The organism is Aquabacterium sp. (assembly GCF_016195855.1).
Lineage (GTDB): Bacteria > Pseudomonadota > Gammaproteobacteria > Burkholderiales > Burkholderiaceae_C > Aquabacterium.
In genome coordinates this window covers 278,135-302,824 of the sequence record NZ_JACPYU010000016.1, presented here as the reverse complement: position 1 = coordinate 302,824, position 24,690 = coordinate 278,135, and the positions used below count along the sequence as shown (strand labels likewise).

Annotated in this window: 23 protein-coding genes and 1 tRNA gene; 12 read left to right on the top strand and 12 right to left on the bottom strand. The window is 63.0% G+C overall.

Going from position 1 to position 24,690, the window contains the following annotated elements:
• Nucleotides 1-165 precede the first annotated feature (165 nt).
• Nucleotides 166-840: an RlmE family RNA methyltransferase gene (locus HY019_RS14775; RefSeq protein WP_290693471.1), complete on the bottom strand. Its 675-nt coding sequence runs from the start codon at nucleotides 838-840 to the stop codon at nucleotides 166-168.
• A gap of 17 nt (nucleotides 841-857) precedes the next feature.
• On the opposite strand from HY019_RS14775, the gene HY019_RS14770 reads away from it, so the two are divergent.
• Entirely contained in the window at nucleotides 858-1,325 is a 468-nt protein-coding gene (locus HY019_RS14770) for a YhbY family RNA-binding protein (RefSeq protein ID WP_290693468.1), read from the top strand.
• A gap of 1 nt (nucleotide 1,326) precedes the next feature.
• On the opposite strand, the gene HY019_RS14765 is transcribed toward HY019_RS14770, so the two are convergent.
• The 4 genes from HY019_RS14765 to carA all read right to left on the bottom strand — a co-directional run bounded on the left by HY019_RS14765 (nucleotide 1,327) and on the right by carA (nucleotide 6,906).
• Nucleotides 1,327-1,776 (bottom strand): DUF4149 domain-containing protein, encoded by a 450-nt coding sequence (locus HY019_RS14765; RefSeq protein WP_290693465.1) that lies wholly within the window; start codon nucleotides 1,774-1,776, stop codon nucleotides 1,327-1,329.
• Between the two features lie 19 nt (nucleotides 1,777-1,795).
• Entirely contained in the window at nucleotides 1,796-2,272 is a 477-nt protein-coding gene (gene greA, locus HY019_RS14760) for a transcription elongation factor GreA (protein ID WP_290693462.1), read from the bottom strand.
• Nucleotides 2,273-2,456: 184 nt separating this feature from the next.
• Entirely contained in the window at nucleotides 2,457-5,732 is a 3,276-nt protein-coding gene (gene carB / locus HY019_RS14755) for a carbamoyl-phosphate synthase large subunit (RefSeq protein WP_290693459.1), read from the bottom strand.
• Nucleotide 5,733: 1 nt separating this feature from the next.
• Nucleotides 5,734-6,906, bottom strand: a complete 1,173-nt coding sequence (gene carA / locus HY019_RS14750; protein WP_290693457.1) for a glutamine-hydrolyzing carbamoyl-phosphate synthase small subunit — start codon at nucleotides 6,904-6,906, stop codon at nucleotides 5,734-5,736.
• Between the two features lie 212 nt (nucleotides 6,907-7,118).
• Between carA and bfr the strand changes: the two genes are divergently transcribed.
• The 5 genes from bfr (at nucleotide 7,119) to HY019_RS14725 (ending at nucleotide 10,912) form a co-directional block, all read left to right on the top strand.
• The gene (bfr, locus tag HY019_RS14745; protein ID WP_290693453.1) at nucleotides 7,119-7,598 is read left to right on the top strand and encodes a bacterioferritin; all 480 of its coding nucleotides are present in this window, start codon (nucleotides 7,119-7,121) and stop codon (nucleotides 7,596-7,598) included.
• 92 nt (nucleotides 7,599-7,690) lie between these two features.
• Nucleotides 7,691-7,903: a (2Fe-2S)-binding protein gene (locus HY019_RS14740; RefSeq protein WP_290693450.1), complete on the top strand. Its 213-nt coding sequence runs from the start codon at nucleotides 7,691-7,693 to the stop codon at nucleotides 7,901-7,903.
• Between the two features lie 162 nt (nucleotides 7,904-8,065).
• On the top strand, nucleotides 8,066-8,611 hold the full coding sequence (locus HY019_RS14735; protein WP_290693447.1) for a hypothetical protein: 546 nt from the start codon (nucleotides 8,066-8,068) through the stop codon (nucleotides 8,609-8,611).
• 75 nt (nucleotides 8,612-8,686) lie between these two features.
• Nucleotides 8,687-9,694, top strand: a complete 1,008-nt coding sequence (locus HY019_RS14730) for a D-2-hydroxyacid dehydrogenase family protein (protein ID WP_290693444.1) — start codon at nucleotides 8,687-8,689, stop codon at nucleotides 9,692-9,694.
• 45 nt (nucleotides 9,695-9,739) lie between these two features.
• Entirely contained in the window at nucleotides 9,740-10,912 is a 1,173-nt protein-coding gene (locus HY019_RS14725) for an MFS transporter (RefSeq protein ID WP_290693441.1), read from the top strand.
• A 127-nt stretch (nucleotides 10,913-11,039) separates the two neighbouring features.
• On the opposite strand, the gene rlmB is transcribed toward HY019_RS14725, so the two are convergent.
• Nucleotides 11,040-11,777 carry a 23S rRNA (guanosine(2251)-2'-O)-methyltransferase RlmB gene (gene rlmB, locus HY019_RS14720; protein ID WP_290693438.1) on the bottom strand — a complete coding sequence of 246 codons (738 nt, stop codon included), beginning with the start codon at nucleotides 11,775-11,777 and terminating at the stop codon, nucleotides 11,040-11,042.
• Nucleotides 11,778-11,786: 9 nt separating this feature from the next.
• Nucleotides 11,787-12,500, bottom strand: a complete 714-nt coding sequence (locus HY019_RS14715; protein WP_290693436.1) for an ABC transporter ATP-binding protein — start codon at nucleotides 12,498-12,500, stop codon at nucleotides 11,787-11,789.
• 103 nt (nucleotides 12,501-12,603) lie between these two features.
• On the opposite strand from HY019_RS14715, the gene HY019_RS14710 reads away from it, so the two are divergent.
• The gene (locus tag HY019_RS14710; protein WP_290694221.1) at nucleotides 12,604-13,185 is read left to right on the top strand and encodes an arylesterase; all 582 of its coding nucleotides are present in this window, start codon (nucleotides 12,604-12,606) and stop codon (nucleotides 13,183-13,185) included.
• Between the two features lie 25 nt (nucleotides 13,186-13,210).
• On the opposite strand, the gene phaR is transcribed toward HY019_RS14710, so the two are convergent.
• The 5 genes from phaR to HY019_RS14685 form a co-directional block, all read right to left on the bottom strand.
• The gene (gene phaR / locus HY019_RS14705) at nucleotides 13,211-13,783 is read right to left on the bottom strand and encodes a polyhydroxyalkanoate synthesis repressor PhaR (RefSeq protein ID WP_290693431.1); all 573 of its coding nucleotides are present in this window, start codon (nucleotides 13,781-13,783) and stop codon (nucleotides 13,211-13,213) included.
• 82 nt (nucleotides 13,784-13,865) lie between these two features.
• A complete protein-coding gene (locus HY019_RS14700; RefSeq protein WP_290693428.1) occupies nucleotides 13,866-14,819 on the bottom strand; it encodes a hypothetical protein in 954 nt (317 codons plus the stop codon).
• Between the two features lie 212 nt (nucleotides 14,820-15,031).
• Nucleotides 15,032-15,108 (bottom strand) — tRNA-Val (locus HY019_RS14695).
• Nucleotides 15,109-15,128: 20 nt separating this feature from the next.
• A complete protein-coding gene (locus HY019_RS14690; protein WP_290694219.1) occupies nucleotides 15,129-17,348 on the bottom strand; it encodes a bifunctional (p)ppGpp synthetase/guanosine-3',5'-bis(diphosphate) 3'-pyrophosphohydrolase in 2,220 nt (739 codons plus the stop codon).
• A gap of 74 nt (nucleotides 17,349-17,422) precedes the next feature.
• The gene (locus HY019_RS14685) at nucleotides 17,423-18,373 is read right to left on the bottom strand and encodes an alpha/beta fold hydrolase (protein WP_290693425.1); all 951 of its coding nucleotides are present in this window, start codon (nucleotides 18,371-18,373) and stop codon (nucleotides 17,423-17,425) included.
• A 76-nt stretch (nucleotides 18,374-18,449) separates the two neighbouring features.
• Here HY019_RS14685 and HY019_RS14680 point away from each other — a divergent pair, with 76 nt between their 5' ends.
• The 5 genes from HY019_RS14680 (at nucleotide 18,450) to dnaK (ending at nucleotide 24,684) form a co-directional block, all read left to right on the top strand.
• On the top strand, nucleotides 18,450-19,232 hold the full coding sequence (locus HY019_RS14680; RefSeq protein WP_290693422.1) for a 3-hydroxybutyrate dehydrogenase: 783 nt from the start codon (nucleotides 18,450-18,452) through the stop codon (nucleotides 19,230-19,232).
• Between the two features lie 9 nt (nucleotides 19,233-19,241).
• On the top strand, nucleotides 19,242-21,404 hold the full coding sequence (gene mnmC / locus HY019_RS14675) for an FAD-dependent 5-carboxymethylaminomethyl-2-thiouridine(34) oxidoreductase MnmC (protein WP_290693419.1): 2,163 nt from the start codon (nucleotides 19,242-19,244) through the stop codon (nucleotides 21,402-21,404).
• Nucleotides 21,405-21,418: 14 nt separating this feature from the next.
• On the top strand, nucleotides 21,419-21,850 hold the full coding sequence (locus tag HY019_RS14670) for an RNA-binding S4 domain-containing protein (RefSeq protein ID WP_290693416.1): 432 nt from the start codon (nucleotides 21,419-21,421) through the stop codon (nucleotides 21,848-21,850).
• A gap of 204 nt (nucleotides 21,851-22,054) precedes the next feature.
• Nucleotides 22,055-22,600 carry a nucleotide exchange factor GrpE gene (grpE, locus tag HY019_RS14665; protein WP_290693413.1) on the top strand — a complete coding sequence of 182 codons (546 nt, stop codon included), beginning with the start codon at nucleotides 22,055-22,057 and terminating at the stop codon, nucleotides 22,598-22,600.
• Between the two features lie 143 nt (nucleotides 22,601-22,743).
• Nucleotides 22,744-24,684 carry a molecular chaperone DnaK gene (gene dnaK / locus HY019_RS14660; protein WP_290693410.1) on the top strand — a complete coding sequence of 647 codons (1,941 nt, stop codon included), beginning with the start codon at nucleotides 22,744-22,746 and terminating at the stop codon, nucleotides 24,682-24,684.
• The last annotated feature ends 6 nt before the right edge of the window (nucleotides 24,685-24,690 follow it).

The window sequence follows — 24,690 nt, the reverse complement described above, 5'->3', positions numbered from 1 at the left end:
CGGCAGGTTTCAAAAATCACGCTCAAACCCATCAGACTGAATAAGCCAAACGCAATCTTCGCGGTACATGGGGACGATTCTAGAACAGTCAAGAGAGACCCTGCAGAAATCAAGCCCCTGTGAAACACCTGTTTTCGGCACTTAAAAGACGGCCTTCAACAAAATTCACCGGGATTTGAGCCCGATGCCCACGAGAAAGGTCTCGGCCGACTTGTCTCGGGACGCTTTGGGCTTGATGGGCTTGACCACGCGGAAATGCTCACGAAACAGCTCGACCAACTGGCTGTAGCCGCTGCCATGGAAAACCTTGCAGACGAGCGCACCATCCTTTTTGAGGTTGTTTTGCGCGAAATCGACGGCAAGTTCGACCAAATGCGCAATACGCGCGCTATCTGAGACTTCAATGCCGCTCAAATTGGGCGCCATATCAGAAACGACAACGTCAACCGGGCGCTCGCCGACGGCCTCGCGCAGTTGCGCCAGCACCTCGTCTTCGCGGAAATCGCCCTGGATGAACTGCACGCCGTCAACCGGCTCGAAATCCAGCAGGTCCAGCGCGATGATGGTGCCGTTGAGCTGACCGGTGGCCGCGCCCCCCGTACCGGCATCCTTGGGCGCGAACTTGCGGCGCACGTACTGGCTCCACGCACCAGGCGATGCCCCCAGGTCCACCACCAGCTGACCGGGCTTGATCAGGTGAAGGGCCTCGTCGATTTCCTTGAGCTTGTAGGCAGCGCGCGAACGATAGCCCTCTTTTCCTGCCAATTTGACGTAAGTGTCATGGACATGGTCATGTAACCATGCTTTGTTCACTTTTTTGCTTTTCGTTTGGACTTTCATGGCTCGATAATAGAGGGATGCCTGCTATTCAATTGACAACTGCCGAGCGCAAAGCCTATCGGGCTGATGCGCACCACCTGGACCCCGTCGTGATGATCGGCGGAGATGGGCTTACCCCCGCCGTGCTGAAGGAAGCCGATGCCGCTTTGAAGGCTCACGGCCTGATCAAGGTGCGCGTGCTGGGTGACGACCGCGCCGCCCGCGAAGAAATCTACGCCCAGATGTGCGACCAACTGGACGCCGCACCGATCCAGCATATCGGCAAATTGCTGGTGCTGTGGCGCCCGATCCCAGAAAAAGCCCAGGCCGAGGCCAGGGAAGACCGCGGGGCTGGCCCACGCGAAGTCAAGATTCTGAAGTTCTCCAAGAGTGGCCTGCGCCGCCCTGAGGTCAAGAAGGTTCAAGTCATGGGCAACCAGCGCGTGACCGCTGGCGGCCTCATCAAGCGCGCCAAGAAGCGCGTGACGAGCAAAAAGCCCGCCTGAGTCAGGCGCGGTTGGCTGTCAGCCGCCAGGCCAGGCAGCCAACCATGACGGCGCGCACCCAGTACAGCGCCGACGACACCCCGTGCAAGGCCCCAAAGGACAAAGCCACCGGCTGCCCGGCCTTGGCCGCCTCGATCATGGGGTGCAGCACAAACTCACCAAAGATCGCCAGGAACAGCGCGCCCAGGATGAGCAGCAGATTGCCAGTCATCACCGTGGTGGTCTGGCCGGATTCAGCCAGATCACGCACGCGGCGGCGCTCAATCATGAAAGACACGATGGCCAGCCCCAGCGCGAGCTTGGCTTCCAGCGTGAACATGCGGCCAGCGGCCTTGCCGGCCAGCTCGCGCTCCAGCACCATGAACACACTCGGGGCAGCCACGCCGCCCACGCCTACCATCACGCCAACCCATAGAGCGGCCAGCCAGGCCTGGAAACGCAAGAGCTTCATGGCTTACAGCGCTGGCTGATCACTCGTAGCGGACTTCGATGATCTCGTAGTCACGGGCACCACCGGGGGCCTGCACCGTGGCGACGTCGCCGGCTTCCTTGCCGATCAGGGCGCGCGCGATGGGCGAACCGATGGATATCTTGCCTTCCTTGAGGTCGGCCTCATCGTCGCCGACGATCTGGTAGGTCACCACATCACCTGTGGCTTCGATTTCCATTTCAACGGTGGCGCCAAACACCACGCGCCCACCGGCGTCCAGCGACGACGGGTCGATGATCTGCGCAGCAGACAGCTTGCCTTCGATTTCCTGAATGCGGCCCTCGATGAAGCCTTGCTTGTCCTTGGCGGCGTCGTACTCGGCGTTTTCAGAGAGGTCACCCTGGGCGCGCGCTTCGGCGATGGCCAGCACCACGGCAGGACGTTCGACGTGCTTGAGGCGATGCAGCTCTTCCTTGAGCTTTTCAGCGCCGAGCTTGGTAAGGGGAATGGTCGACATAGTGCGCGTCTCTCTTGAATCGAATCGGTGCCCTGCGCTTCACACACGCGATCAGGGCTACACAAAAGAACGGAGCCGCGACCTTGACCATCTTTTGACGGTGCCGGGCGCGGCCCTTCTGTTTGACTGGATGCTTGTCTGGATCCCTGCCCGGAGCACGGATGCCCCAGGCAGAACTCGCAGTTTAGTGCAGTTTGGCGTGCAACTCTTGCAGCGAATACACCACCAGATCGTCCTGGTGCTTCATGGCCTCCACAGCGGCTTCGCAGCCAGCCATGGTGGTGTAGTAGGTGATCCGGTTGGCCAGAGCGGCCTGCCGGATGCTGCGCGAGTCGGCGATGGCGGTGCGGGTTTCATCCACGGTCGTGAAGACCAGCTGGATTTCGCCTGCCTTGATGGCATCGCTGATGTGCGGGCGGCCATCCTTGACCTTGTTCACCGGCTTGACCGGCACACCTGCAGCGGCAATCGCTGCAGCCGTGCCCTTGGTGGCCACCACGCTGAAGCCCAGCGCCACCAGATCCTTGGCGACGACCACGGCGCGAGCCTTGTCACCATCCTTCACCGAGATGCAGACCGTGCCCTTTTCAGGCAGGCGCGAACCGGCACCCAGCTGGCTCTTGAGCATGGCTTCGCCGAAGGTGACACCCACGCCCATGACTTCACCGGTCGAACGCATTTCAGGGCCGAGGACGGGGTCCACACCCGGGAACTTGTTGAACGGAAAGACGGCTTCCTTGACGGTGAAGTAAGGCGGCACGACTTCGCGCGGGGCCTTGCCGTCCGGCGACTTCTGTGTGCTCAGCTTCTGGCCAGCCATGCAGCGCGCGGCGATCTTGGCCAGCGGCTGGCCGGTCGCCTTGGACACGTAAGGCACGGTACGTGAAGCGCGGGGATTCACTTCCAGCACATAGACCGTGGCGTCATTCAGGCCCTTGGTCACGTCACCCTGGATGGCGAACTGCACGTTCATCAGGCCGACCACATTCAGGGCCTTGGCCATCAAGGCCGTCTGGCGACGCAGCTCTTCCTGCAGCGCTTGCGACAGCGTGTAGGGAGGCAGCGAACAGGCCGAGTCACCGGAGTGCACGCCAGCTTGCTCGATGTGCTCCATGATGCCGCCGATCATGACGTCGGCACCATCGCTGATGCAGTCCACGTCGACCTCGACAGCGTCGTTCAGGAAGCGGTCCAGCAGCACGGGCGACTTGTCAGAGACGCGGACGGCTTCGCGCATGTAGCGCTCCAGGTCCTTGTCGCCGTGCACGATTTCCATCGCGCGGCCACCCAGCACATAGCTCGGGCGCACGACCAGCGGGTAGCCGATCTCTTGCGCCAGGGCCAGGGCGGCTTCTTCGGTACGGGCAGTGCGGTTGGGCGGCTGCTTCAAGCCCAGCTTGTGCAGCAAGGCCTGGAAACGCTCGCGGTCTTCGGCGATGTCGATGCTGTCAGGCGAGGTGCCGATGATGGGCACGCCGTTGGCTTCGAGGTCCAGCGCCAGCTTCAAAGGCGTCTGGCCACCGTACTGCACGATCACGCCAACCGGCTTTTCCTTTTCGACGATTTCCAGCACGTCTTCCAGCGTCACGGGCTCGAAGTACAGGCGATCGGAGGTGTCGTAGTCGGTCGAGACGGTCTCGGGGTTGCAGTTGACCATGATGGTCTCATAGCCGTCTTCGCGCATGGCCAGCGCGGCGTGCACGCAGCAGTAGTCGAACTCGATACCTTGACCAATGCGGTTCGGGCCACCGCCCAGCACCATGATCTTCTTCTTGTCGGTGGGTTCGGCTTCGCACTCGCCGCCTTCGGTCTCGTAGCACGAGTACATGTAGGCGGTTTGCGTGGCGAACTCGGCAGCGCAGGTGTCCACGCGCTTGTAGACCGGGCGCACGTTCAGGGCGTGGCGAGCGCGACGCACGTCATGCTGGTTGGTGCCCATCAGCTTGGCCAGGCGGCGATCCGAGAAGCCCTTTTGCTTCAGGTAACGCATCTCGGCGGCGCTCAGCGTTTCCAGCTTGCGCGCCTTGACCTCGGCCTCGGTCTTGATGATGTCTTCGATCTGAGCCAGGAACCAGGGGTCGACCTTGGTTTCTTCGAAGATTTCATCCAGGCTCAGGCCAATGCGGAAGGCGTCACCCAGGAAGCGGATGCGCTCGGGACCGGCTTCGCCGATTTCCTGCAGGATCTCTTCGCGGTCGTTGCTGATCTCGGTCAGGCCATCGATGCCGGTTTCCAGGCCGCGCAGGGCCTTCTGGAAGGATTCCTGGAAGGTGCGGCCCATGGCCATCACTTCGCCCACAGACTTCATCTGCGTGGTCAGGCGGCTGTCGGCCTGCGGGAACTTCTCGAAAGCGAAACGCGGGATCTTGGTGACCACATAGTCGATCGAAGGCTCGAACGAAGCCGGTGTCGCGCCACCGGTGATGTCGTTCTTGAGCTCATCGAGCGTGTAGCCGATGGCCAGCTTGGCGGCGATCTTGGCGATCGGGAAGCCGGTGGCCTTGGATGCCAGCGCAGACGAGCGCGACACGCGGGGGTTCATTTCGATCACGATCATCCGGCCGTTGTCCGGGTTGATCGAGAACTGCACGTTCGAGCCGCCGGTTTCCACGCCGATTTCGCGCAGGATGGCCAGCGAGGCGTTGCGCAGCAACTGGTATTCGCGGTCGGTCAGGGTCTGAGCCGGGGCCACGGTGATGGAGTCACCGGTGTGGATGCCCATCGGGTCCAGGTTCTCGATCGAGCACACGATGATGCAGTTGTCCGCCTTGTCGCGAACCACTTCCATCTCGTACTCTTTCCAGCCGATGAGGGACTCTTCGATCAGCAGCTCCTTGGTCGGGGACAGGTCCAGACCACGCTTGCAGATCTCCTCGAATTCTTCAGGGTTGTAGGCAATGCCACCACCCGTGCCACCCAGCGTGAAGCTGGGGCGGATCACCATCGGGAAGCCAGCGCCACCGATGTCGGCCTGGATGCGCTTTTGCACAGCCCAGGCTTCTTCCAGCGAGTGGGCGATGCCCGACTTGGCGGAGTCCAGACCAATGCTGGTCATGGCTTCCTTGAACTTCTGGCGGTCTTCGGCCTTTTCGATCGCGTGCTCGTTGGCACCGATCATCTCGACCTTGTACTTGTCCAGCACGCCGTGCTTGTGCAGATCGAGCGCGCAGTTCAGCGCGGTCTGGCCACCCATGGTCGGCAGGATCGCGTCAGGGCGCTCCTTGGCGATGATGCGCTCGACCACCTGCCAGGTGATGGGCTCGATGTAGGTGACGTCGGCCGTGTTCGGGTCCGTCATGATGGTCGCAGGGTTGCTGTTGACCAGGATGACCTTGTAACCCTCTTCACGCAGGGCCTTGCAAGCCTGTGCGCCGGAGTAGTCGAATTCACAGGCCTGACCAATGATGATCGGGCCGGCGCCAATGATGAGGATGCTCTTGAGATCGGTGCGCTTTGCCATGTCAGTTCTTCTCCATCAGCGCAACAAAACGATCAAACAGATAGCTGATGTCATGCGGTCCGGGCGAGGCTTCCGGGTGACCCTGGAAGCAGAAAGCGGGTTTGTCGGTGCGGGCCAGGCCTTGCAGCGTGCCGTCGAACAAAGAGACGTGCGTGGCGCGCAGGTTGGCCGGCAGCGTCTTCTCGTCAACAGCGAAACCGTGGTTCTGGCTGGTGATGCTGACGCGGCCGGTGTCCAGGTCCTTCACGGGGTGGTTGCCGCCGTGGTGGCCGAACTTCATCTTGAAGGTCTTGGCGCCAGAGGCCAGGGCCATGATCTGGTGACCCAGGCAGATGCCAAAAGTCGGGATGCCGGTTTCGATCAGTTCCTTGGTGGCGGCGATGGCGTAGTCGCAAGGCTCGGGGTCCCCAGGGCCATTGGACAGGAAGATGCCATCGGGCTTGTACTTCAGCACATCGGCAGCAGGCGTCTTGGCGGGCACCACAGTGACCTTGCAGCCGCGCTCGGCCAGCATGCGCAGGATGTTGCGCTTGACACCGAAGTCATAGGCCACCACGTGGAACCTGGGCGCCGTCTGCTTGCCAAAGCCTGGCTTGCCATCCAGCTCGGGGTTGGCCAGCTTCCACTCGGTTTCGGTCCAGCTTTCGACTTCCGTGCGCGACACGACTTGAGCCAGGTCCAGACCAGCCATGCTGGGGGCGGCCTTGGCCTTGGCGATGGCCTCGGCGATCAGCGCATCGGTCACGGCCTGGCCGACCGGCAAGGCGATGATGGCGCCATTTTGGGCACCCTTGGTGCGCAGCAGGCGGGTCAGCTTGCGGGTGTCGATGTTGGCGATGCCGACCGTGCCTTGAGCTTGCAGGTACTGCGACAGGGTCTGGGTCTGACGGAAATTGGAAGTGCGGATGGGCAGATCCTTGATGATCAGACCAGCGGCATGGACTTTCGAGGCTTCGACGTCTTCACCGTTGACACCGTAGTTGCCGATGTGCGGATACGTCAAGGTGACGATCTGGCGGCAATAGCTCGGGTCGGTGAGGATTTCCTGGTAGCCGGTGAGCGAGGTGTTGAACACCACTTCGCCGACTGTCTGACCGGCAGCGCCGATCGAAGTGCCTAGAAAGACCGTGCCGTCTGCGAGGGCCAGAAGAGCTTGGGGCAGTACGGGCAGCACGGGTTCATTCTCCGTTTGTTGTGCGCGCCCAGCTCTGCCCTTGACATCTGTACGCGCGTCGTACGGACGTGACAAGTTCGAGTCCAGTAAAGGAAACGAGGGGGTTTCGCTAGGCGGGGGGTGGTTGCGGGTAAACCTTAGGAGTATAACCGATCCTGTCACCGACAAGTCATCAACCCCCGCAGCCACGCGTCTGCATCAGTGAGGATTCCATGAAAGGCGACCCCAAAGTCATCGAGCACCTCAATGCTCAACTGAAGAATGAGCTGACGGCCACCAACCAGTACTTCCTGCACTACCGGATGCTGAAACACTGGGGCTTCGACAAGCTGGCCAAGAAGGAATACGAAGAATCCATCGGCGAGATGAAGCACGCTGACAAGCTGATGGAGCGCATCTTCACGCTCGATGGCCTGCCCAATCTGCAGGACCTGGGCAAGATCATGATCGGCGAGGACGTGCCCGAGCTCCTGGCGTGCGACCTCAAGCTGGAGAGCGGCGCGCAAGACACGATCAAGGATGGCATCGCGTACTGCGAGTCGGTGCGCGATTACGTGTCCCGCGATCTGCTGCAAGCGATCCTGGACGACACCGAAGAGCACATCGATTTCCTGGAGACCCAGATCGATCTGGTCGACAAGGTGGGCTTGCCCAACTACCTGCAGTCCATGATGGGCGACGTGAGCAGCTGAACAATGCCCCTACAAACCGCCTGATCAAGTGATTGCATACGAATCATTCTCATTTAGAATGAACGCATTGCATCTCTTGCCAGGTGGTGATCATGATTGTGTGTGTCTGCAACCGCGTGTCTGACCGCGACATCAAGCGCCTGGCCGTGGCTGGCTGCGACTCCTTCGAGGAATTGCAGATGGAGACGGGCGCCGCCACCTGCTGCGGCCGTTGCGAAAGCTGCGCACGCGAGACCTTGGCCGCCGCCTGCGCCGAGGAAGCCACCCGCCAGGCCGCACGCACCATCCCGCTTGTGCTCGCCTGAGACAAATTCACGCCTTGAGCAAGTTCATCGTCAAACGTTTCAAGGTGTGAGAACCACGCCATTTTGAGACGTGTTCCGGGCCTCAAGCACCCTCAAGCCCGCGCCCCAAGCAGCCGATACCAAGGACGAACCGCTGGGTAAAGCGCAATCCTTGAGGGCGACATGGCTTCATTCTTCTTCTCGAACGACGACGCAGCAGCACCCGTTGAACAACAAGCGGCTGCAGCCCGCCCCGCGCTGACTTCGGTCAAATGCGGCCCGGCCTCTGCGGACGACGCCTTTGTTCACAGCGAGGGCACGCCTTCTGGCCTGGGTCATCGTCGGGCGCAAGTGGTGCCCCCTTCCCTCTTCTCACGCAGCCGGCCGCTCTGGAAGGCCTGGGCCTCCGGCTTCTGGTGCTGGCTGTGGGACATGGATGAGCTGCCTCGCACACCCGCACCCGCCACGGGCTTGCGCAAAGTGAAATCAGAGTTCAACTCCGCGATGTGGGATCTGCAATCCCTGCGCGCCAATCAGGTCCGCAGCCTGGTTGAACAAGCCCGCTCCTTGCGCGAACTGTGGCACCTGCGTGCCGATGTGTTCCGCGTGATCTCGGTCCACCGTGGCCAGATCGAGGCCCAATTGCGCCTGGATGCGCTGGACAGCCATTTCCCGGTCCGCTCTTCGAGCCGTGAAGAGCAGCGCCACGGCAAAGTCACGTCCTGGTGAAGACAAATCTTGCCCCTATCGGGCAGGTTTGTTGTCAGCCGTAGCAAAATGACGGGCTGGACTGCCGACAGCCCCATGAACATCATCATCCTCGACGACTACCAGGACGCCGTCCGCAAGCTGCAGTGCGCCAACAAGCTTGACGGACTGGCTGCCAAGGTCTTCACCAACACGGTCAAAGGCACCGGGCAACTGGCCGTGCGCCTGCGTGATGCCGAAGCGCTGGTGTTGATCCGTGAACGCACGCACTTCCCCCAATCCCTGCTGGAAAAGCTGCCCAAGTTGCGGCTGATCTGCCAGACAGGCCCCGTGGGCAGCCACATCGACCTGCAAGCCTGCACGCAGCGCGGCATTGCCGTAGCTGAAGGGCTGGGCTCGCCGTATGCGCCAGCTGAGCTGACCTGGGCGCTGGTGATGGCGGCCATGCGCCGCCTGCCGCAGTACATCGGCAACCTCAAGCATGGTGCCTGGCAGCAATCCGGCCTCAAATCGGCGTCCATGCCGGTGAACTTCGGGCTGGGCCTGTCGCTCAAGGGCAGGACACTGGGCGTGTGGGGCTATGGGCGTGTTGGCCAGCTCGTCGCCGGTTATGGCAAGGCCTTTGGCATGCACGTCACCGTGTGGGGCAGCGAGGCCTCGCGGGCCAAGGCCAAGGCCGACGGCTACATCCCGGCACCGACGCGCGAAGCCTTCTTCGAAGCCAGCGATGTGTTGAGCCTGCACCTGCGCCTGTCTGACAGCACGCGGGGCCTGGTCACGCTGGATGACCTCAGCCGCATGAAGCCCACTGCCCTGCTGGTGAACACTTCGCGCGCCGAACTGCTGCAGGACGGCGCCCTGGTGGCTGCGCTCAATCGCGGCCGCCCCGGCCTGGCCGCGGTGGATGTGTTTGAAAGCGAGCCCATCCTGCAAGGCCACCCCTTGCTGCGCCTGGAAAACGCCGTGTGCACGCCGCACATCGGCTTCGTTGAACAAGACAACTACGAGCAGCTGTTCAGCACGGCGTTCGACAACCTGCTGAATTTCATCGCCGGCACCCCGACGAACATCGTCAATCCTGAGGCCCTGAAGGTTCACCACTGAGGCCCGCCTGACTTGGAGCTCGAACGCGCCCTCTCCCGTCAGAGCATGAACGCAGCGCGCTGGGCGCTGCTGGCAGGCAATTTCGTGATCGGCTGCGGCGTGATGGTCGTGGGCGGCACGCTCAATGACCTGACACGCTCACTGGGCATCAGCGTGACCCAAGGCGGCCACCTGATTGCCATTGCCGCGGTGATGATGGGTGTGGGCGCACCCTTGCTGGCCGCGGCCGTGGCCCACATGGACCGCCGCAAGCTGCTGACCTGGACCATGGTCTGGTACGCGCTGGGCCATGCCTTGTGCGCACTGGCCCCCGACTACGAGTGGCTCTGGCCCCTGCGCGCCTTGACCGTGCTGTCGGCCGCCATCTTCACGCCACAGGCAGCTGCGACCATGGGCTTCATGAGCACGCCGGCCCACCGTGGGCGCCACATCACTTTTGTGTTCATGGGCTGGTCCATTGCGTCGGTGGCGGGCATGCCGATGGCTGCATGGATCGGCGAGCGCATGGGCTGGCGACTGGCCATGATGCTGGTGGCAGCCGGTGGCCTGCTGGCGGCCTGGATGGTGCACAAAAGCCTGCCTGCCGGCATTCGGCCCCCAGCCTTGTCGATGCGCGCCTGGCGCAAGGTGTTTCGCTCACCCTTGCTCATGGCCGTGGTGCTGGTGACCGCATGCCAGAGTGCCGGGCAGTTCACGGTGCTGGCCTACGCAGCCCCGCTTTACAAATATGAGTTTGGCGCCGGCCCGGAGCAGATCAGCCTGATGTTTGCCTGGTTCGGCTGCCTGGCCCTGGCAGGCAACCTGGTGCTCAACCGCGTGGTGGACAGCATGGGGGCGGCACCCGCCGTGACCATCACCTTGAGCATGATGGTGCTCAGCCTGCTGGCTTGGCCGCTTGGCCATACCCTGCCCTTGCTCGCCCTGGTATTGGTGCCATGGGCCCTGAGCGGCTTTGCCACCAACTCGGGCCAACAGGCGCGGTTGGGCGGTTTGTCACCGCGGCTGGCGCCTGCCCTGATGGCCTTGAACACATCGGCCATTTACCTGGGCCATGCGGTGGGAGCTTCGGGCGGTGGCTGGGTGTTGACCCAGCATGGCTATGGCAAGCTGCACTGGCTGGGCCTGGCCTTGATGATCGTGGCCTGGGCTTTGAGCTGGTGGGCTCAGAAGATGACCCACCCCCGAAGCGCCTTCGTCCCTCCCCCTCAAGGGGGCTGAGCCTAGACAGGGAAGGTCCTGCGGACGTTCCCTGCTTGGCGAAGGGCCAAGGCTTCAGTCTTGGCGCGGCCTGCAAGGCACGCCAGCGGACCGGCGTAGCCGGATCCGCGGCGTCTGCTGGATGAGATCAAGCCAAGCGCTGGCGGCGCGCCTCGTACAGGCACACGCCACTGGCGACGGACACGTTCAGGCTGGAGACGCCGCCCAACATCGGGATGCTGACCAGCTCATCACAGTGCTTGCGCGTCAGTTGGCGCATGCCCGCGCCTTCGGCGCCCAGCACCAAGGCCACAGGCCCCTTGAAGTCACGGCCTTCGTACAGACTGTGGGGCGCATCGTCAGAGGTGCCGATGATCCAGATGTCACGCTCCTTGAGCTCGGTCAGCGTGCGCGCCAGATTGGTCACCATGAAGTACGGCACGGTTTCGGCCGCACCGCTGGCCACCTTGGCCACCGTGGCATTAATGCCCACCGCATGGTCCTTGGGAGCGATCACGGCGTGCGCGCCGGCGCCATCGGCCACGCGCAGGCAGGCGCCCAGGTTGTGCGGGTCGGTCACGCCGTCGAGCACCAGCAAGAGTGCGGGCTCGGTCAGCGAGTCCAGCAGGTCGTCCAGTGAATTGCTCTGCTGGATGGCCTCGACCCGCGCCACCACGCCCTGGTGGCGGTGCGTGCCCGCCAGCTTCTGCAGCTTGTCGTCATCGCTGTCGATGACACGCAGGCCCGCCTCTTCGGCCTTGGCCAGAAACTGTTTCATGCGTTGATCGCGCCGGGTGGCGTCAACGTGCAACTCGCGGATGGACTTGGGTGCAACCTTCAGGCGCACCGACACGGCATGGAAGCCAAATAGCAGTTTGAGACTCATGCCGGCATCCTAACCGCTGATGTCGTGGATGATCTGCCCCGCGCTGATCCGGATCTGGCTGTGGCAGCGCTGGGCGATGTGGACGTCGTGCGTCACCAGGATCAGGGTGGTGCCGTTTTCGCGGTTGAGCTCGAACATCAGGTCCATGATCGACTGCCCCGTGGCGTGGTCCAGGCTGCCGGTGGGCTCGTCGGCCATCAGGATGGCTGGGTGCATGACAAAGGCCCGAGCCAGGGCCACGCGTTGCTGCTCACCGCCTGACAGCAGCGCAGGCCTGTGGCGCAGCCGGGCGCCCAACCCCACGCGCTCCAGCATGGCGGTCGCCTTGCGCCGGGCCTCGCGGTCGCCGCGCAGCTCCAGCGGCAGCATGACGTTTTCAAGCGCGCTGAGGTGGGCGATGAGTTGAAAGCTCTGGAAAACGAAACCCACATGACTGGCGCGGTGCGCGGCACGCTCGTCTTCGCTCATGTCGAACAAGCTGTGCCCGCACATCATCACCTGGCCACTGGTGGGGGTGTCCAGCCCGGCCAGCAGTGACAACAACGTGCTTTTGCCCGAACCTGATGCCCCCACAATGGCCAGCGACTCGCCAGCCGGCACCGTCAGCGAGATATTGTGCAAAATGGTCAAGGGGCCACTGGAGTCCTCGACCACCTTGTTGAGGTCGTGCACAACGATGGCTGGCGCGGGCGATGGGGTCTGGCTGGATGCAATGGACGTCATGTGCTCGAACGTTGGAAAGCCTTCGGCTCGAAAGATGAATCAGATCAAGACCGACTTTAAGCGACGCGCGCTGATCCTGGCTGCCACGGGGTTGTTGACCGCAATGGGCATGGCGCAAGCCAAGGCGCGCACCAACACGATTCTGGTCATGGGCGACAGCCTGTCTGCCGAGTATGGCCTGCCCCGCGGCAAAGGCTGGGTCAACCTGCTGCAGGCCCGCTTGAAAGACAAAGGTATGGCCAGCGAGGTCGTCAACGTCAGCATCAGCGGCGAGACCACATCGGGTGGGCGAACACGCCTGGGGCCGCTGTTGCAGCAACACAAGCCCACGCATGTGGTGATTGAGTTGGGCGCGAACGATGCACTGCGAGGCCTGTCGCTCAAGAGCAGCCGGGAGAACCTGCTGGCCATGATCCAGTCCAGCCAGCAAGCTGGCGCGCAGGTCGTGCTGGTGGGCATGATGGTGCCGCCCAATTACGGCAAGCGCTACACGGAAGACTTTTCAGCCATGTTCACGCAGTTGGCGAAGGACAGGCACACCGCCCTGGTGCCCTTCCTGCTCAAAGGCATTGCCGACAGGCCCGATGCGCGTGACTGGTTCCAGGCTGACGGCATTCATCCGCTGCCCAAGGGACACCCGATCATGCTGGATCAGGTGTGGGCCGTCCTTGCGCCTCTGCTCTGACGCACAGCCAGGAGAGGCCTGGGGCTTATTTCTTGGGCGTCAGGCCAGCGCCCAGATTGCCCATCAAGGTTTCAGCCTGCTTGCTCATCTGCTCCTGCATCTGCGTGAACATCTGGCGGGACTGCTCGATGTAGCCGCCCATGAAGTTCTGCATCAGCGGGTTCTGCAGGTTGATCACCGAGTTTTCAGTCAGGCGCGATTGCAGGTCGATGAAGGACTGGATGTTCTGTTCCAGATAGTTGCCCATCAGCCCCTGCATGGTGTGGCCATAGAAGCGGATGATCTGGGCCAGCGCCTGGGTCGAGAACATCGGCACGCCGGCCGTTTCCTCCTCCAGGATGATCTGCAGCAAGATGCTGCGGGTGATGTCTTCACCGCTTTTGGCATCGACCACCACAAAGTGCTCGCAGGCCATGACCATGTCCTTGACGTCAGACAAGGTGATGTAGCTGCTGGTCTGGGTGTCGTAGAGGCGACGGTTCGGGTACTTCTTGATCGCACGCACTCCGACAGGCGCCTCGGCCGCTGCCTCACCTTCCGGCGGCAACGCGTCGCCGTCTTCGGCGTTCGTGCGGCGACTTTTCGGGGCTGCGCTCATGACCGTCTCCTTTAGGTTGAGTGCATTGTAGGAGCGTAATGGCGCCTGCGGCCGTGATCGGCGCCATCTTGCCTCGCAGCCGTTACCGATCCGACACGCTTGCAGATGGCGGGCTCATGGCCAGCGCCATGAGCAGCAGCCCCTGTGCCGTTGCATGGAACTCGGACTCGGGCTCCCCGGCTGGGAAGCGGCTGGGCATGATCGCGCTCATCCATTGTCTGAATGCAGCCGGCTGCAACCAGCCAGGCAGGCCGAGCAGAAAGCGGTCACCACTCCAGCCGCCGTCGGCACGCTGGGCCTGAAGCACGCGCCTGAGCCAGATGGGTTTCACATGTTGCGGGCCCGCCACCCATTGCATGGTCAGCACGCGCTGGATGTAGGCGTCCCGAAAGACCGGATCAAGCCGCAACTGCAGGGCAATGTCGTCAATCAGTTCCGACTCCAGTGCAGCGACTTGGGGGCTCAACGGGCAACCCGAACGCCTGGCCATGCGAATGCCCAGCAACTGGTGCGTTGTACACACGTTGTCGCTCAGCAGCACCTTGCGCCACATCGGCTGGCACACATTGCCTTCGATGAACTGCTCGGAGCCCAAGCCGCTCTGGTCCGCCTCGACTGGCCGACAGGTGGCCGAGTAGTAATAAAAGCGCTGATAGGGTTGCAACCCCTCGATCATGCGGTCGCGCAACTCGATGCTGGCACCCGGCTCGACCAGCCTGCGCCACGGTGATGTGGCGTTCGCCCCACCGTAAGACAGCTCAATAGAGCGCTTGACCAGCGACTGCAATCTGGGGTCACCCGAGCGCTCTGCCGCCGTGCTGACCATCCACCACAAGGCCGCATTGCCATCGCCCAGCACCTTTTGCTCATGCGCGCTCATCCAGACCACGCTGCGCTTGAATGCTTCGCGGGCGAGCTCCGGCGGAACAGGCTCTGCATCGGCATTGGCGGCGTGCGCCATGATGAACCAGGCGCCTCCGAGCGCCATCAACAGCGTCAGCCCCAGCATGAGGCCACGCACCAGCCACTTCCGCATGGCCCCTCCGTGTTCGTCTTGAGAAAAGCGCATTCTCGCCCGAGCACGTGACACGACCATGTGCACGACATCTGGCACAACACTGGAGACAAACGCCGGAAATAAAAAAACCGCCTTGTGAGCGGTTTTCGGTTTTGCCAGCTAAGCCCTTGGTAGGGAGGCCGGTAGAGGGGTATCTGGCAACGACAATTTGGTCCCATCACTGAAGGTGATGGTAGGCGCTATTGGATTCGAACCAACGACCCCCACCATGTCAAGGTGGTGCTCTAACCAACTGAGCTAAGCGCCTGCAAGACCATGACTATAGCATCATTTTCTGCGTGCGCGCAAGACGCCGTTGATTTGTGACACTTTTGCCAACATCGCACCCAGTCTGGCGGTGTCGGCCGTCTGCACGGTCAAGGTGATGGTGATGCGTTCGCGCACCACCTGGCTGTGCAGGGACAGCACGTGGATCTTGCCCTGTGCGAGCACGTCGCACACGTCACGCAAGAGGCCGGTACGGTCATGCCCTTCCACCATCAGGTCCACCGCGTACTGCGCGGAAGCCGCTGTGGCCTGGCGCCCCCAGGTCACCGGGATGATGCGCTCGGCGTGGCGCCCCGCCATCTGCCTGAAGTTGCTGCAATCGAGCCGGTGCACAGCCACGCCCTTGCCGCGGGTGACGAAGCCGCCAATGGCGTCAGGCGGTGCGGGTTTGCAGCAACGCGCCAGCTGCGTGAGCAGCGAGTCCATACCGACCACCAGCACACCACGGCCTTCCCCACCACCCAGCTTTGCATCACCCTTTGAGAGGCGATGGGCCAGGAACTCATCGGGATCAGGCTCGGGCTCGGCCGGGCGCAGATGCTGCTCGATGTTGCGCAGCGAGTATTCGTCCTTGCCCACCACATCGAACAAGGCATCGGCATTGCGAAAGCCCAGGCTCGCGGCCAGATCTTCAAGTTTGGTCGCGGTCTTGCCCTCGCGTTGCAGCAGCTTTTCAACGGCTTCCCGGCCACGCGCGATGCAAGCTTGCTGCGCCAGCGCATTGAACCAGGCCCGCACCTTGGAGCGCGCACGGTGGCTGCGCAGGTAGCCCAGGTCGGCGTTGAGCCAGTCCATGGAAGGGCCGCCATCCTTGACGGAGACGATCTCGATGGTCTGCCCGCTTTGCAAGGCGGTGTTCAAGGGCACCATGGCACCGTCGATCTTGGCGCCACGGCAACGATGGCCCAGATTGGTGTGCAGGGTGTAGGCAAAGTCGATCGGGGTGGCGCCGGCCGGCAGGTCGATGATCTCCCCGCCTGGCGTGAACACGTAGATGCGGTCCTCGAACAGGCCGCTGCCCGCCGAGCCTTGTTGCTCGCCATCTGCCGCAGCCAGGTCTCGCTCCCAGGCCAGCAGCTGGCGCAGCACCGTCTTGCGCGCCTCGGCCACACGGCTCTCAAAATCGCCCGCGGCCTGCACGCCTGCATAGCCCTTGGTGCCCGCCTCCTTGTAGGCCCAGTGCGCCGCCACGCCGCTTTCAGCGTGGTCGTGCATGGCCTGGGTGCGGATCTGCACCTCGATGAAGCGGCCCTGCTCGTCCTTCACGATGGTGTGCAAGGACTGGTAGCCATTGGGCTTGGGCCGGGCGATGTAGTCCGAGAACTCGTCGGCCACAGGGTGCCAGACCTCGTGGACACGGCTGAGCGCGGCGTAACACGCGGGCACATCATCCACGATCACGCGCAGGGCCCGGATGTCGAACACCTTGTCGATGGACAAGCCCTTGCCCTGCATCTTCTTCCAGATGCTGTAGAGGTGCTTGGGGCGCCCCTGCACCTGCGCATGGATGCCCGCATCGTGCATGGCCTGCGCCAGCTGATCGCGCACCTGCTCGATGTGGTGCTCGCGCTCAAGCCGCTTTTCGTGCAATGACTTGGCGATGTCCTTGTAAGCATCGGGCATCAGGAAGCGGAAGGACAGGTCCTCCAGCTCCCACTTGATCTGCCAGATGCCCAGACGGTTGGCCAGCGGCGCGAACACCTGCATGGACTCGCGCGCCAAGGCACGCGGGCAAGGCAGCTTGCTTTGCGCATAGTGGCGCAGCGTTTGCAGGCGCGAGGCCAGGCGCAGCAGCACCACGCGCAGGTCCCGCGAGAAAGCCAGCAGCATCTTGCGGATGCGCTCCACCTGCTCGGCAGGCAAAGGACCCTCGGACTCATCGCCCATGGCGTCGCGGGCATTGCGCTGGATCTGCACCAGCTTGCGCGTGTGGGCCACCAGGCCTGCGGCATCCGGCCCGAACGCACGCGCGATCACATCCTCGGGCTGATTGAGATAGACGCTGGCATACACCAGGTAAGCGGCCGCCCTCAAGGACGGCGGCGCACCAATGCCTTGCAGGATGAAGCTCACCCCATCGGCATGGGCCAGGGCATCTTCACCGGTGTCAAAGCGCTGACCAGTCAGCAGGGGCTCGGCAAACGCACGCGCCCTGCCCAGCAGCTGATCTGGCAGCGAGCCGCCCGGCTGCTGCGCACCCGACTCGACGCCAGGCGCCATCTCTGCCAACTCCACGATGGGCGCGTGAGCATGGGCATCGGTGTTCGACGTGACCGGGTTCAGGAGACCAGTTTTCATGCAAGCAAAAACTTCTTCAGGGGATCAAGTTGAGTCGGGTTGTTCAACATCGGGGCATGACCAACCCCGTCAAACTCGATGAGTTGGGCCTTGGGGCCGCGCTGGGTCATGGACGTGGCGGTGTCGTGGTCGAGCAAGTCGGAGTTCTTGCCACGCAGCAGCATGACCGGGCAAGTCAGGGCGTCGTACACCTGCCACAGCATGGCTTCACCACTGACCGCACTCTCCTCGGTGATGGTCTTGAAGGGCTCGGCCAACGCCGGGTCGTAGTGCAGCACCAGGCCCTGGCCATCGGGCGCCGGGCGCAGCAAGGGGCGAGACAAGGCCAGCCATTGCTCGGGGGTGTGGGGGCCAAAGCCCGTGGAGATGCTCCACAGGTAGTCGGCTGCTTGCTGCTCGCTGTCAAAGCGCATGGGCTGGCCCAGGTACTCGCCAATGCGCAACATGGCTTCGTAGCGCAGTTTGGGGCCCACGTCGTTGAGCACGAATTTACGCAACTTCACGCCGCTGACTTCAGGCGGCAGGGTCGAGAAGCCCAGCCCGATCAGGCCACCCATGGAGGTGCCGAGCCAGTCGATGTCCAGGGGCTCCGTGGCCTTGACCTGCGCGCGCAACTGTTGCATCAAGGCAACCATGTCGGACACATACGAGAACACCTGGTAGCCCTTGGGGTCGGCCAGCCAGTCCGAATGACCACGCCCCACCACATCCGGGCAGATCACCTGATACTGGTCGCACAGGCTGCGCGCCACGCTGTCAAAGTCCCTGCCCTGACGACTCAGGCCATGCACACAGATGAGGATGCGCGGATTGGACTCGTCACCCCACTGCCAGTAAGCCATGCGGTGCGTCTGGGCATCGGTCTTGCTCGCACCAGGGCAGGTCACATATTTGAGGACCGGCTCGATGGTGGGTGCAGGTGATGTGTCGATTTGAGTGCTGGTCATGGCAATACGCTTGGGTGTGTCGTCAGATAATGGGCCAGTCCACATTGTGTTTCTTCTTGCCGACAGGAGGCCCGAGATGTTGAAAGGAAAAACCGCCCTCGTGACAGGTTCCACCAGTGGGATCGGTCTGGGGATCGCTGAAAAGCTGGCTGCGCAGGGCGCCAACATCATTCTGAACGGATTTGGCGACGTCGAGGCGCCCAAGGCTTCTGTCATGGCCGCGGGCCAGGCCCATGGCATCAAGGTGGGCTACAACGGGGCAGACATGTCCAAGCCCGCCGAGATCGAAGCGCTGTTCACCTATGCCCAGGCCGAGTTTGGCGGCGTGGACATCCTGGTCAACAACGCCGGCATCCAGTTCGTGGCCAATGTCGAGAACTTCCCCATCGAGAAATGGGATGCCATCATCGCCATCAACCTGAGTTCGGCCTTTCACACCATGCGCCTGGCCGTGCCTGGCATGCGCGCCAAGAACTGGGGCCGGATCATCAACCTGGCCTCGGCCCACGGCCTGGTGGCCTCTGCTGGCAAGTCAGCCTACGTGGCGGCCAAACATGGCTTGATCGGCCTGACCAAGTCGGTGGCACTGGAGACCGCCACCACCGGCGTCACGGTCAATGCCATCTGCCCCGGTTGGGTGCTCACCCCGCTGGTGCAAAAGCAGATCGACGACCGTGCAGCCAAGGGCGGCATCACCATCGACGAAGCAAAGAAGGACCTGCTGGGCGAGAAGCAACCCTCGCTGCAGTTCGTCACGCCCGAGCAACTCGGGGATCTGGCCGTGTTCATGTGCTCGCCAGGTGCGGACAACGTGCGTGGCGTGGCGTGGAACGTAGATGGTGGCTGGGTGGCCCAGTAAGCGATGACCGTGTTGCCTGCAGCCCTCGGGGAAGTCTCCGAGGGCTATGCGGCGGGTGTGCCCTACTCGCCGCTGTATGACGATCTGTATCACCCCGCTGTGGGTGCATGGGCACAGGCCCAGCACGTCTTCATGGCCGGCAATGGTCTGCCTGGACGATGGCAAGGGCGTACCCGCTTCGTGATCCTGGAAACCGGCTTTGGCCTGGGCAACAACTTCCTGGCGACCTGGGCCGCATGGCGCGCCGACCCGCAGCGCTGCGATCACCTGGTGTTCATGTCGATCGAGAAGCACCCCCTGCGCCGAGAAGACCTGGCTCAGGTGCACGGCCTGCCGAGCCCCGACACGGGTGAAGGCACGCATGAGGCGGCTCACGATTCCGTGGTCGACCTGAACAAGATGAGCGCGGCCGACCGCGCGGCACGCCTCGAACTGGCGCAGCAACTGGTCAACGCCTGGCCCGCACTCACACCGGGCATGCACTGTTTGCACTTTGATCGGGCCGATCAGGGCGCCAACCCGCTTGAGCAATCATCCGGGCAGCGCGTGAGCCTGATCCTGGGATTGGGCGATGTGGCCGACCTGCTGCCCCGCCTTGTCGCCAGTGTGGATGCCTTCTACCTGGACGGTTTCGCGCCGGCCAAGAACCCACAGATGTGGGACGAGGGCCTGCTGTCTCGCCTGAACCGCCTGGCAGCTCCCGGGAGCACAGCCGCCACCTGGTCCTGCGCGCGGCCAGTTCGCGACGCATTGACCAGAGCGGGCTTCGAGGTCGAGCGCATCCAGGGCTTTGCCTACAAGCCCCACATGCTGCACGCGGTCTACAAGCCTCGCTTCACGCCGCCCTTGCAAGCAGGAGGCTGGCACCCACCGCCCGATCGAGATGAAGACCGCCACGCCATCGTCATCGGTGCGGGCCTGGCGGGGTGCGCGGCAGCTCGCGCCCTGTGCCTGGAGGGCTGGCGTGTGACCCTGATTGACCAGCACGAGGGCCCTGCAGAAGAAGGCTCAGGCAACCCGGGCGGCATGTTCCACAGCGTGCTGCATGCAGAAGATGGCATCCACGCACGAGCTCACCGTGCCGCAGCCATGGCCACCTGGCGCCAGGCAGCAGCGTGGATCGACGAAGGCCTCCTGGCAGGACAGGCTGACGGCCTGCTCAGGCTGGACGCCAAGACCACACCCGAGCAGGCACGCGACTGGCTCACGCGGCAAACCCTGCCGCCCGATCACGTTCAATGGCTGGATCAGGCCCAGGCGCAAGCCCTTTCGGGCCTGCCCGTGGACAGCGGCGGCTGGCTGTTTCATCAAGGCGGCTGGCTGCATCCCGCAGGCATGGCCCGCTTGATGTTGAAGTCCGCTCAGGCGCTCCAACGCGCCGGTCAACCCTTGTTGCAGTGCCTGTGGGGCCAGCAGGTCAGCGCCATCCGGCAGACTGAGCAGGGTGACTGGCAGGCACTGCATCGAGGCGCAGCGCTGGCGTCAGCCCCCACGCTGGTGATCTGCAGCGCCACGCAGTCCTCCGCCTTGCTGGGCAGCCTGCCTGCCGAGCATGCCGTGCACCCTTTGCCTTTGAGTGCGGTACGAGGCCAGATCTCCAACATGCCGCTGAACTCACCGGCCGGCTTCAAGCGCCCCTTGCTGCCGGTGGCTGGCAGTGGCTACGTGCTGGCCCTGCCCGATGACACCTTGTTGTGCGGCGCCACCACCCAGCACCACGATGACGACCCTGCCGTGCGCGAAGCCGACCACCGTCACAACCTGCGTCAGGCCGCACGACTGGGTGCCGCACCCGAGTGGCCCGAATCTGCCGCCTTGCCCGGGCACCTGCAAGGCCGGACGGCCTGGCGTGCCACCACACCTGATCGCCTGCCCCTGGTTGGCGCCCTGCCCTGGAGCCAGGCCCGCCTGGCATCACCAACCACATCGGCCCAAAAGCACCGCCGGCTGGACCAGGTCCGCCTGATCCCACGCCAGCGCGGGGAACGTGGTGGGCTGTATGCCTTGACCGGCCTGGGCTCACGCGGCATCACCTGGAGTTGCCTGGCCGCCGAACTGCTCGCCCATTGGGTGACCGGCTCCCCCTGCCCCGTGGAGGTGGACCTGCGTGATGCGCTCGACCCAGCCCGCTTCCTGGTGCGCCGGATGACACGAGGCGGCAACGCGCAGTAAAGTCACACCTGACGATGAAAGAAGACACCCGCTCCCTGCCTGGATTGGCCGAACGCCTGCGACTGGACAAATGGTTGTGGGCCGCTCGGTTTTACAAGACCCGCAGCCTGGCCGCCGAAGACATCGACAAGGGCCGCATCCAGGTCAATGGCCAGGTGGCCAAGCCCTCGCGCGAGTTGAAAACAGGCGACCGCGTTGACATCCGCCAGGGTGCCCTGACCCGCACCGTCGTCATCCGGGCCTTGAGCACCGTGCGTGGCCCCGCCCCGCAAGCCCAGCAACTCTACGAAGAAACCGCAGAAAGCATCGCCCGCAAGGCGCTGTTCACCGAGCAGCGCAAACTGGCCGGCGAGCCGGCAGAGAGCATCGAGCAAGGCCGCCCCACCAAGCGCGACCGCCGCCAACTCGCCGACTGGCAACGCTGGTCCGCCAGCATCGACGAGTAGCGACAAACAGCGACGAACAGGCGCAAACTGGCCCGTCCGAAAAATCCGCAGCCAGATCAAGCTCGGCGGACCAAAGGCCTGCGACAATCCCACGCTTGGCCTTGTTACAAATTTATTGGAATCCCAGGCTTGAAATGGGCGCCCCTGCCCTGACATGCGCATGGTTTTCGCAATCAACAAACCTTAATTTCGAGAAGAAGCGAGATGAGCGACACGTCTGCCACCCCTGAGCACCAAGCAGAACCCGGCACCCCCGGCGCGCCTGAAGAAGTCGGCTACGTTCCCGTCGAGCAGCAACTGGCCGAACTGATCGCCAAGCATGCCGAGGTGTCCGACGCCTACCTGCGCGCCAAGGCCGAAGGTGAAAACATCCGCCGCCGTTCGGAAGAAGAGATCAGCAAGGCCCGCAAGTTCGCGGTCGAGTCCTTCGCCGACAGCCTGCTGCCCGTGCGCGACAGCCTGGAAGCTGCCCTGGCCACCCACGCCGCCAAGCCTGATACCCCCGTCGAAACCGTGATGGAAGGCGTGCAGGCCACGTTGCGCCAACTGGCTTCGGCCCTGGAGCGCAACAAGGTGCTGGAGATCAACCCGCCCGCCGGCACGAAGTTCGACCCCAATATCCACCAGGCCATCAGCATGGTGCCTGCCGACCAGGAGGCCAATACCGTGGTGGGCGTGCTGCAAAAGGGTTACTCCATTGCCGATCGCGTGCTGCGCCCTGCCCTGGTCACCGTGGCTGCACCCAAATAAATAAACTGGAAATCGACCCATACCGCCCTGTTTTGTCCGAACAGGGACTTGAAAAGCGTACGGTCGTTCACATATCAGACAACAAGCGGGAGCCGACTTCAATCAAGCGGGCTTCCAAAGCAAATTCGATAGGAGCTATCTAAATGGGCAAGATCATTGGTATCGACCTGGGCACCACCAACTCGTGCGTGGCCATCATGGAAGGCAACACCACCAAGGTGATCGAGAACAGCGAAGGTGCACGCACCACGCCGTCGATCATCGCCTATCAGGAAGATGGTGAAGTGCTGGTTGGCGCCTCGGCCAAACGCCAGGCTGTGACCAACCCCAAGAACACGCTGTACGCGGTCAAGCGCCTGATCGGTCGCAAGTTCACCGAAAAAGAAGTGCAAAAGGACATCGACCTGATGCCCTACACCATCGCGGCTGCCGACAACGGCGACGCCTGGGTTGAAGTGCGCGGCAAGAAGCTGGCGCCACCCCAAGTGTCGGCCGAAGTGCTGCGCAAGATGAAGAAGACCGCCGAAGACTACCTGGGTGAAGAAGTCACCGAGGCCGTCATCACCGTGCCGGCTTACTTCAACGACGCACAACGTCAAGCTACCAAGGACGCTGGTCGCATCGCCGGCCTGGAAGTCAAGCGCATCATCAACGAACCCACCGCTGCCGCACTGGCCTTCGGCCTGGACAAGCATGGCGCCGGTGACCGCAAGATCGCCGTGTATGACCTGGGTGGCGGCACGTTCGACGTGTCCATCATCGAAATCGCCGACGTGGACGGCGAAAAGCAGTTCGAAGTGCTGTCGACCAACGGCGACACCTTCCTGGGCGGCGAAGACTTCGACCAGCGCATCATCGACTTCATCATCTCCGAGTTCAAGAAGGAACAAGGCGTTGACCTGTCCAAGGACGTGCTGGCCCTGCAACGCCTGAAGGAAGCCGCTGAAAAGGCCAAGATCGAGCTTTCCAGCAGCGCCCAGACCGATATCAACCTGCCCTACATCACGGCAGACGCCACCGGCCCCAAGCACCTGAACGTCAAGCTGACCCGCGCCAAGCTGGAAAGCCTGGTTGAAGAGCTGATCGAGCGCACCATCGCGCCTTGCCGCATGGCCATCAAGGACGCTGGCGTGTCCGTGGGCGACATCCAGGACATCATCCTGGTCGGCGGCATGACCCGCATGCCCAAGGTGCAGGAGAAGGTCAAGGAATTCTTCGGCAAGGAGCCCCGTAAGGACGTGAACCCTGACGAAGCCGTGGCCGTGGGCGCTGCCGTGCAAGGCCAGGTGCTGGCCGGTGACCGTACCGACGTGCTGCTGCTGGACGTGACCCCGCTGTCCCTGGGTATCGAAACCCTGGGCGGTGTCATGACCAAGATGATCACCAAGAACACGACGATCCCGACGAAGTTCGCACAGACCTTCTCGACCGCCGACGACAGCCAGCCTGCCGTGACCATCAAGGTCTTCCAGGGCGAGCGTGAAATGGCCTCGGGCAACAAGATGCTGGGCGAGTTCAACCTCGAAGGCATCCCGCCCGCACCGCGTGGCGTGCCCCAGATCGAAGTGGCCTTCGACATCGACGCCAACGGCATCCTGCACGTGAGCGCCAAGGACAAGGGCACCGGCAAGGAAAACAAGATCACCATCAAGGCCAACTCGGGTCTGTCGGAAGACGAGATCCAGAAGATGGTCAAGGATGCCGAGCTCAACGCCGCCGAAGACAAGAAGAAGCTCGAGCTGGTTCAGGCCAAGAACCAGGGCGACGGCCTGGTCCACAGCGTGCGCAAGTCCCTGACCGAGTACGGCGACAAGCTGGATGCGGCCGAGAAGGAAAAGATCGAAGCCGCGATCAAGGAAGTCGAAGAAGCCCTCAAGGGTGAGGACAAGGACGACATCGAGGCCAAGACCAATGCCCTGATGACCGCCAGCCAGAAGCTGGGCGAGAAGATGTACGCCGACATGCAGGCTGCCCAAGGCGCTGCCGGTGCACCCGGTGCCGAAGGTGCCGCTGGCGCCGAACAGGCCAAGCCCGCCGACGACAATGTGGTCGACGCCGAGTTCAAGGAAGTCAAGAAGGACTAATCGGGT

Coding starts and splice junctions, on each gene's coding strand:
- HY019_RS14765 (WP_290693465.1), bottom strand. CDS start 1,776: ATGAAGCTCTTGCGTTTCCAGGCCTGGCTGGCCGCTCTATGGGTTGGC.
- HY019_RS14775 (WP_290693471.1), bottom strand. CDS start 840: ATGAAAGTCCAAACGAAAAGCAAAAAAGTGAACAAAGCATGGTTACAT.
- greA (WP_290693462.1), bottom strand. CDS start 2,272: ATGTCGACCATTCCCCTTACCAAGCTCGGCGCTGAAAAGCTCAAGGAA.
- HY019_RS14770 (WP_290693468.1), top strand. CDS start 858: ATGCCTGCTATTCAATTGACAACTGCCGAGCGCAAAGCCTATCGGGCT.
- HY019_RS14685 (WP_290693425.1), bottom strand. CDS start 18,373: ATGACCAGCACTCAAATCGACACATCACCTGCACCCACCATCGAGCCG.
- HY019_RS14670 (WP_290693416.1), top strand. CDS start 21,419: ATGAAAGAAGACACCCGCTCCCTGCCTGGATTGGCCGAACGCCTGCGA.
- carB (WP_290693459.1), bottom strand. CDS start 5,732: ATGGCAAAGCGCACCGATCTCAAGAGCATCCTCATCATTGGCGCCGGC.
- HY019_RS14730 (WP_290693444.1), top strand. CDS start 8,687: ATGAACATCATCATCCTCGACGACTACCAGGACGCCGTCCGCAAGCTG.
- HY019_RS14740 (WP_290693450.1), top strand. CDS start 7,691: ATGATTGTGTGTGTCTGCAACCGCGTGTCTGACCGCGACATCAAGCGC.
- HY019_RS14710 (WP_290694221.1), top strand. CDS start 12,604: ATGGGCATGGCGCAAGCCAAGGCGCGCACCAACACGATTCTGGTCATG.
- dnaK (WP_290693410.1), top strand. CDS start 22,744: ATGGGCAAGATCATTGGTATCGACCTGGGCACCACCAACTCGTGCGTG.
- HY019_RS14735 (WP_290693447.1), top strand. CDS start 8,066: ATGGCTTCATTCTTCTTCTCGAACGACGACGCAGCAGCACCCGTTGAA.
- bfr (WP_290693453.1), top strand. CDS start 7,119: ATGAAAGGCGACCCCAAAGTCATCGAGCACCTCAATGCTCAACTGAAG.
- HY019_RS14700 (WP_290693428.1), bottom strand. CDS start 14,819: ATGCGGAAGTGGCTGGTGCGTGGCCTCATGCTGGGGCTGACGCTGTTG.
- HY019_RS14715 (WP_290693436.1), bottom strand. CDS start 12,500: ATGACGTCCATTGCATCCAGCCAGACCCCATCGCCCGCGCCAGCCATC.
- HY019_RS14680 (WP_290693422.1), top strand. CDS start 18,450: ATGTTGAAAGGAAAAACCGCCCTCGTGACAGGTTCCACCAGTGGGATC.
- HY019_RS14725 (WP_290693441.1), top strand. CDS start 9,740: ATGAACGCAGCGCGCTGGGCGCTGCTGGCAGGCAATTTCGTGATCGGC.
- grpE (WP_290693413.1), top strand. CDS start 22,055: ATGAGCGACACGTCTGCCACCCCTGAGCACCAAGCAGAACCCGGCACC.
- phaR (WP_290693431.1), bottom strand. CDS start 13,783: ATGAGCGCAGCCCCGAAAAGTCGCCGCACGAACGCCGAAGACGGCGAC.
- rlmB (WP_290693438.1), bottom strand. CDS start 11,777: ATGAGTCTCAAACTGCTATTTGGCTTCCATGCCGTGTCGGTGCGCCTG.
- HY019_RS14690 (WP_290694219.1), bottom strand. CDS start 17,348: ATGGCGCCTGGCGTCGAGTCGGGTGCGCAGCAGCCGGGCGGCTCGCTG.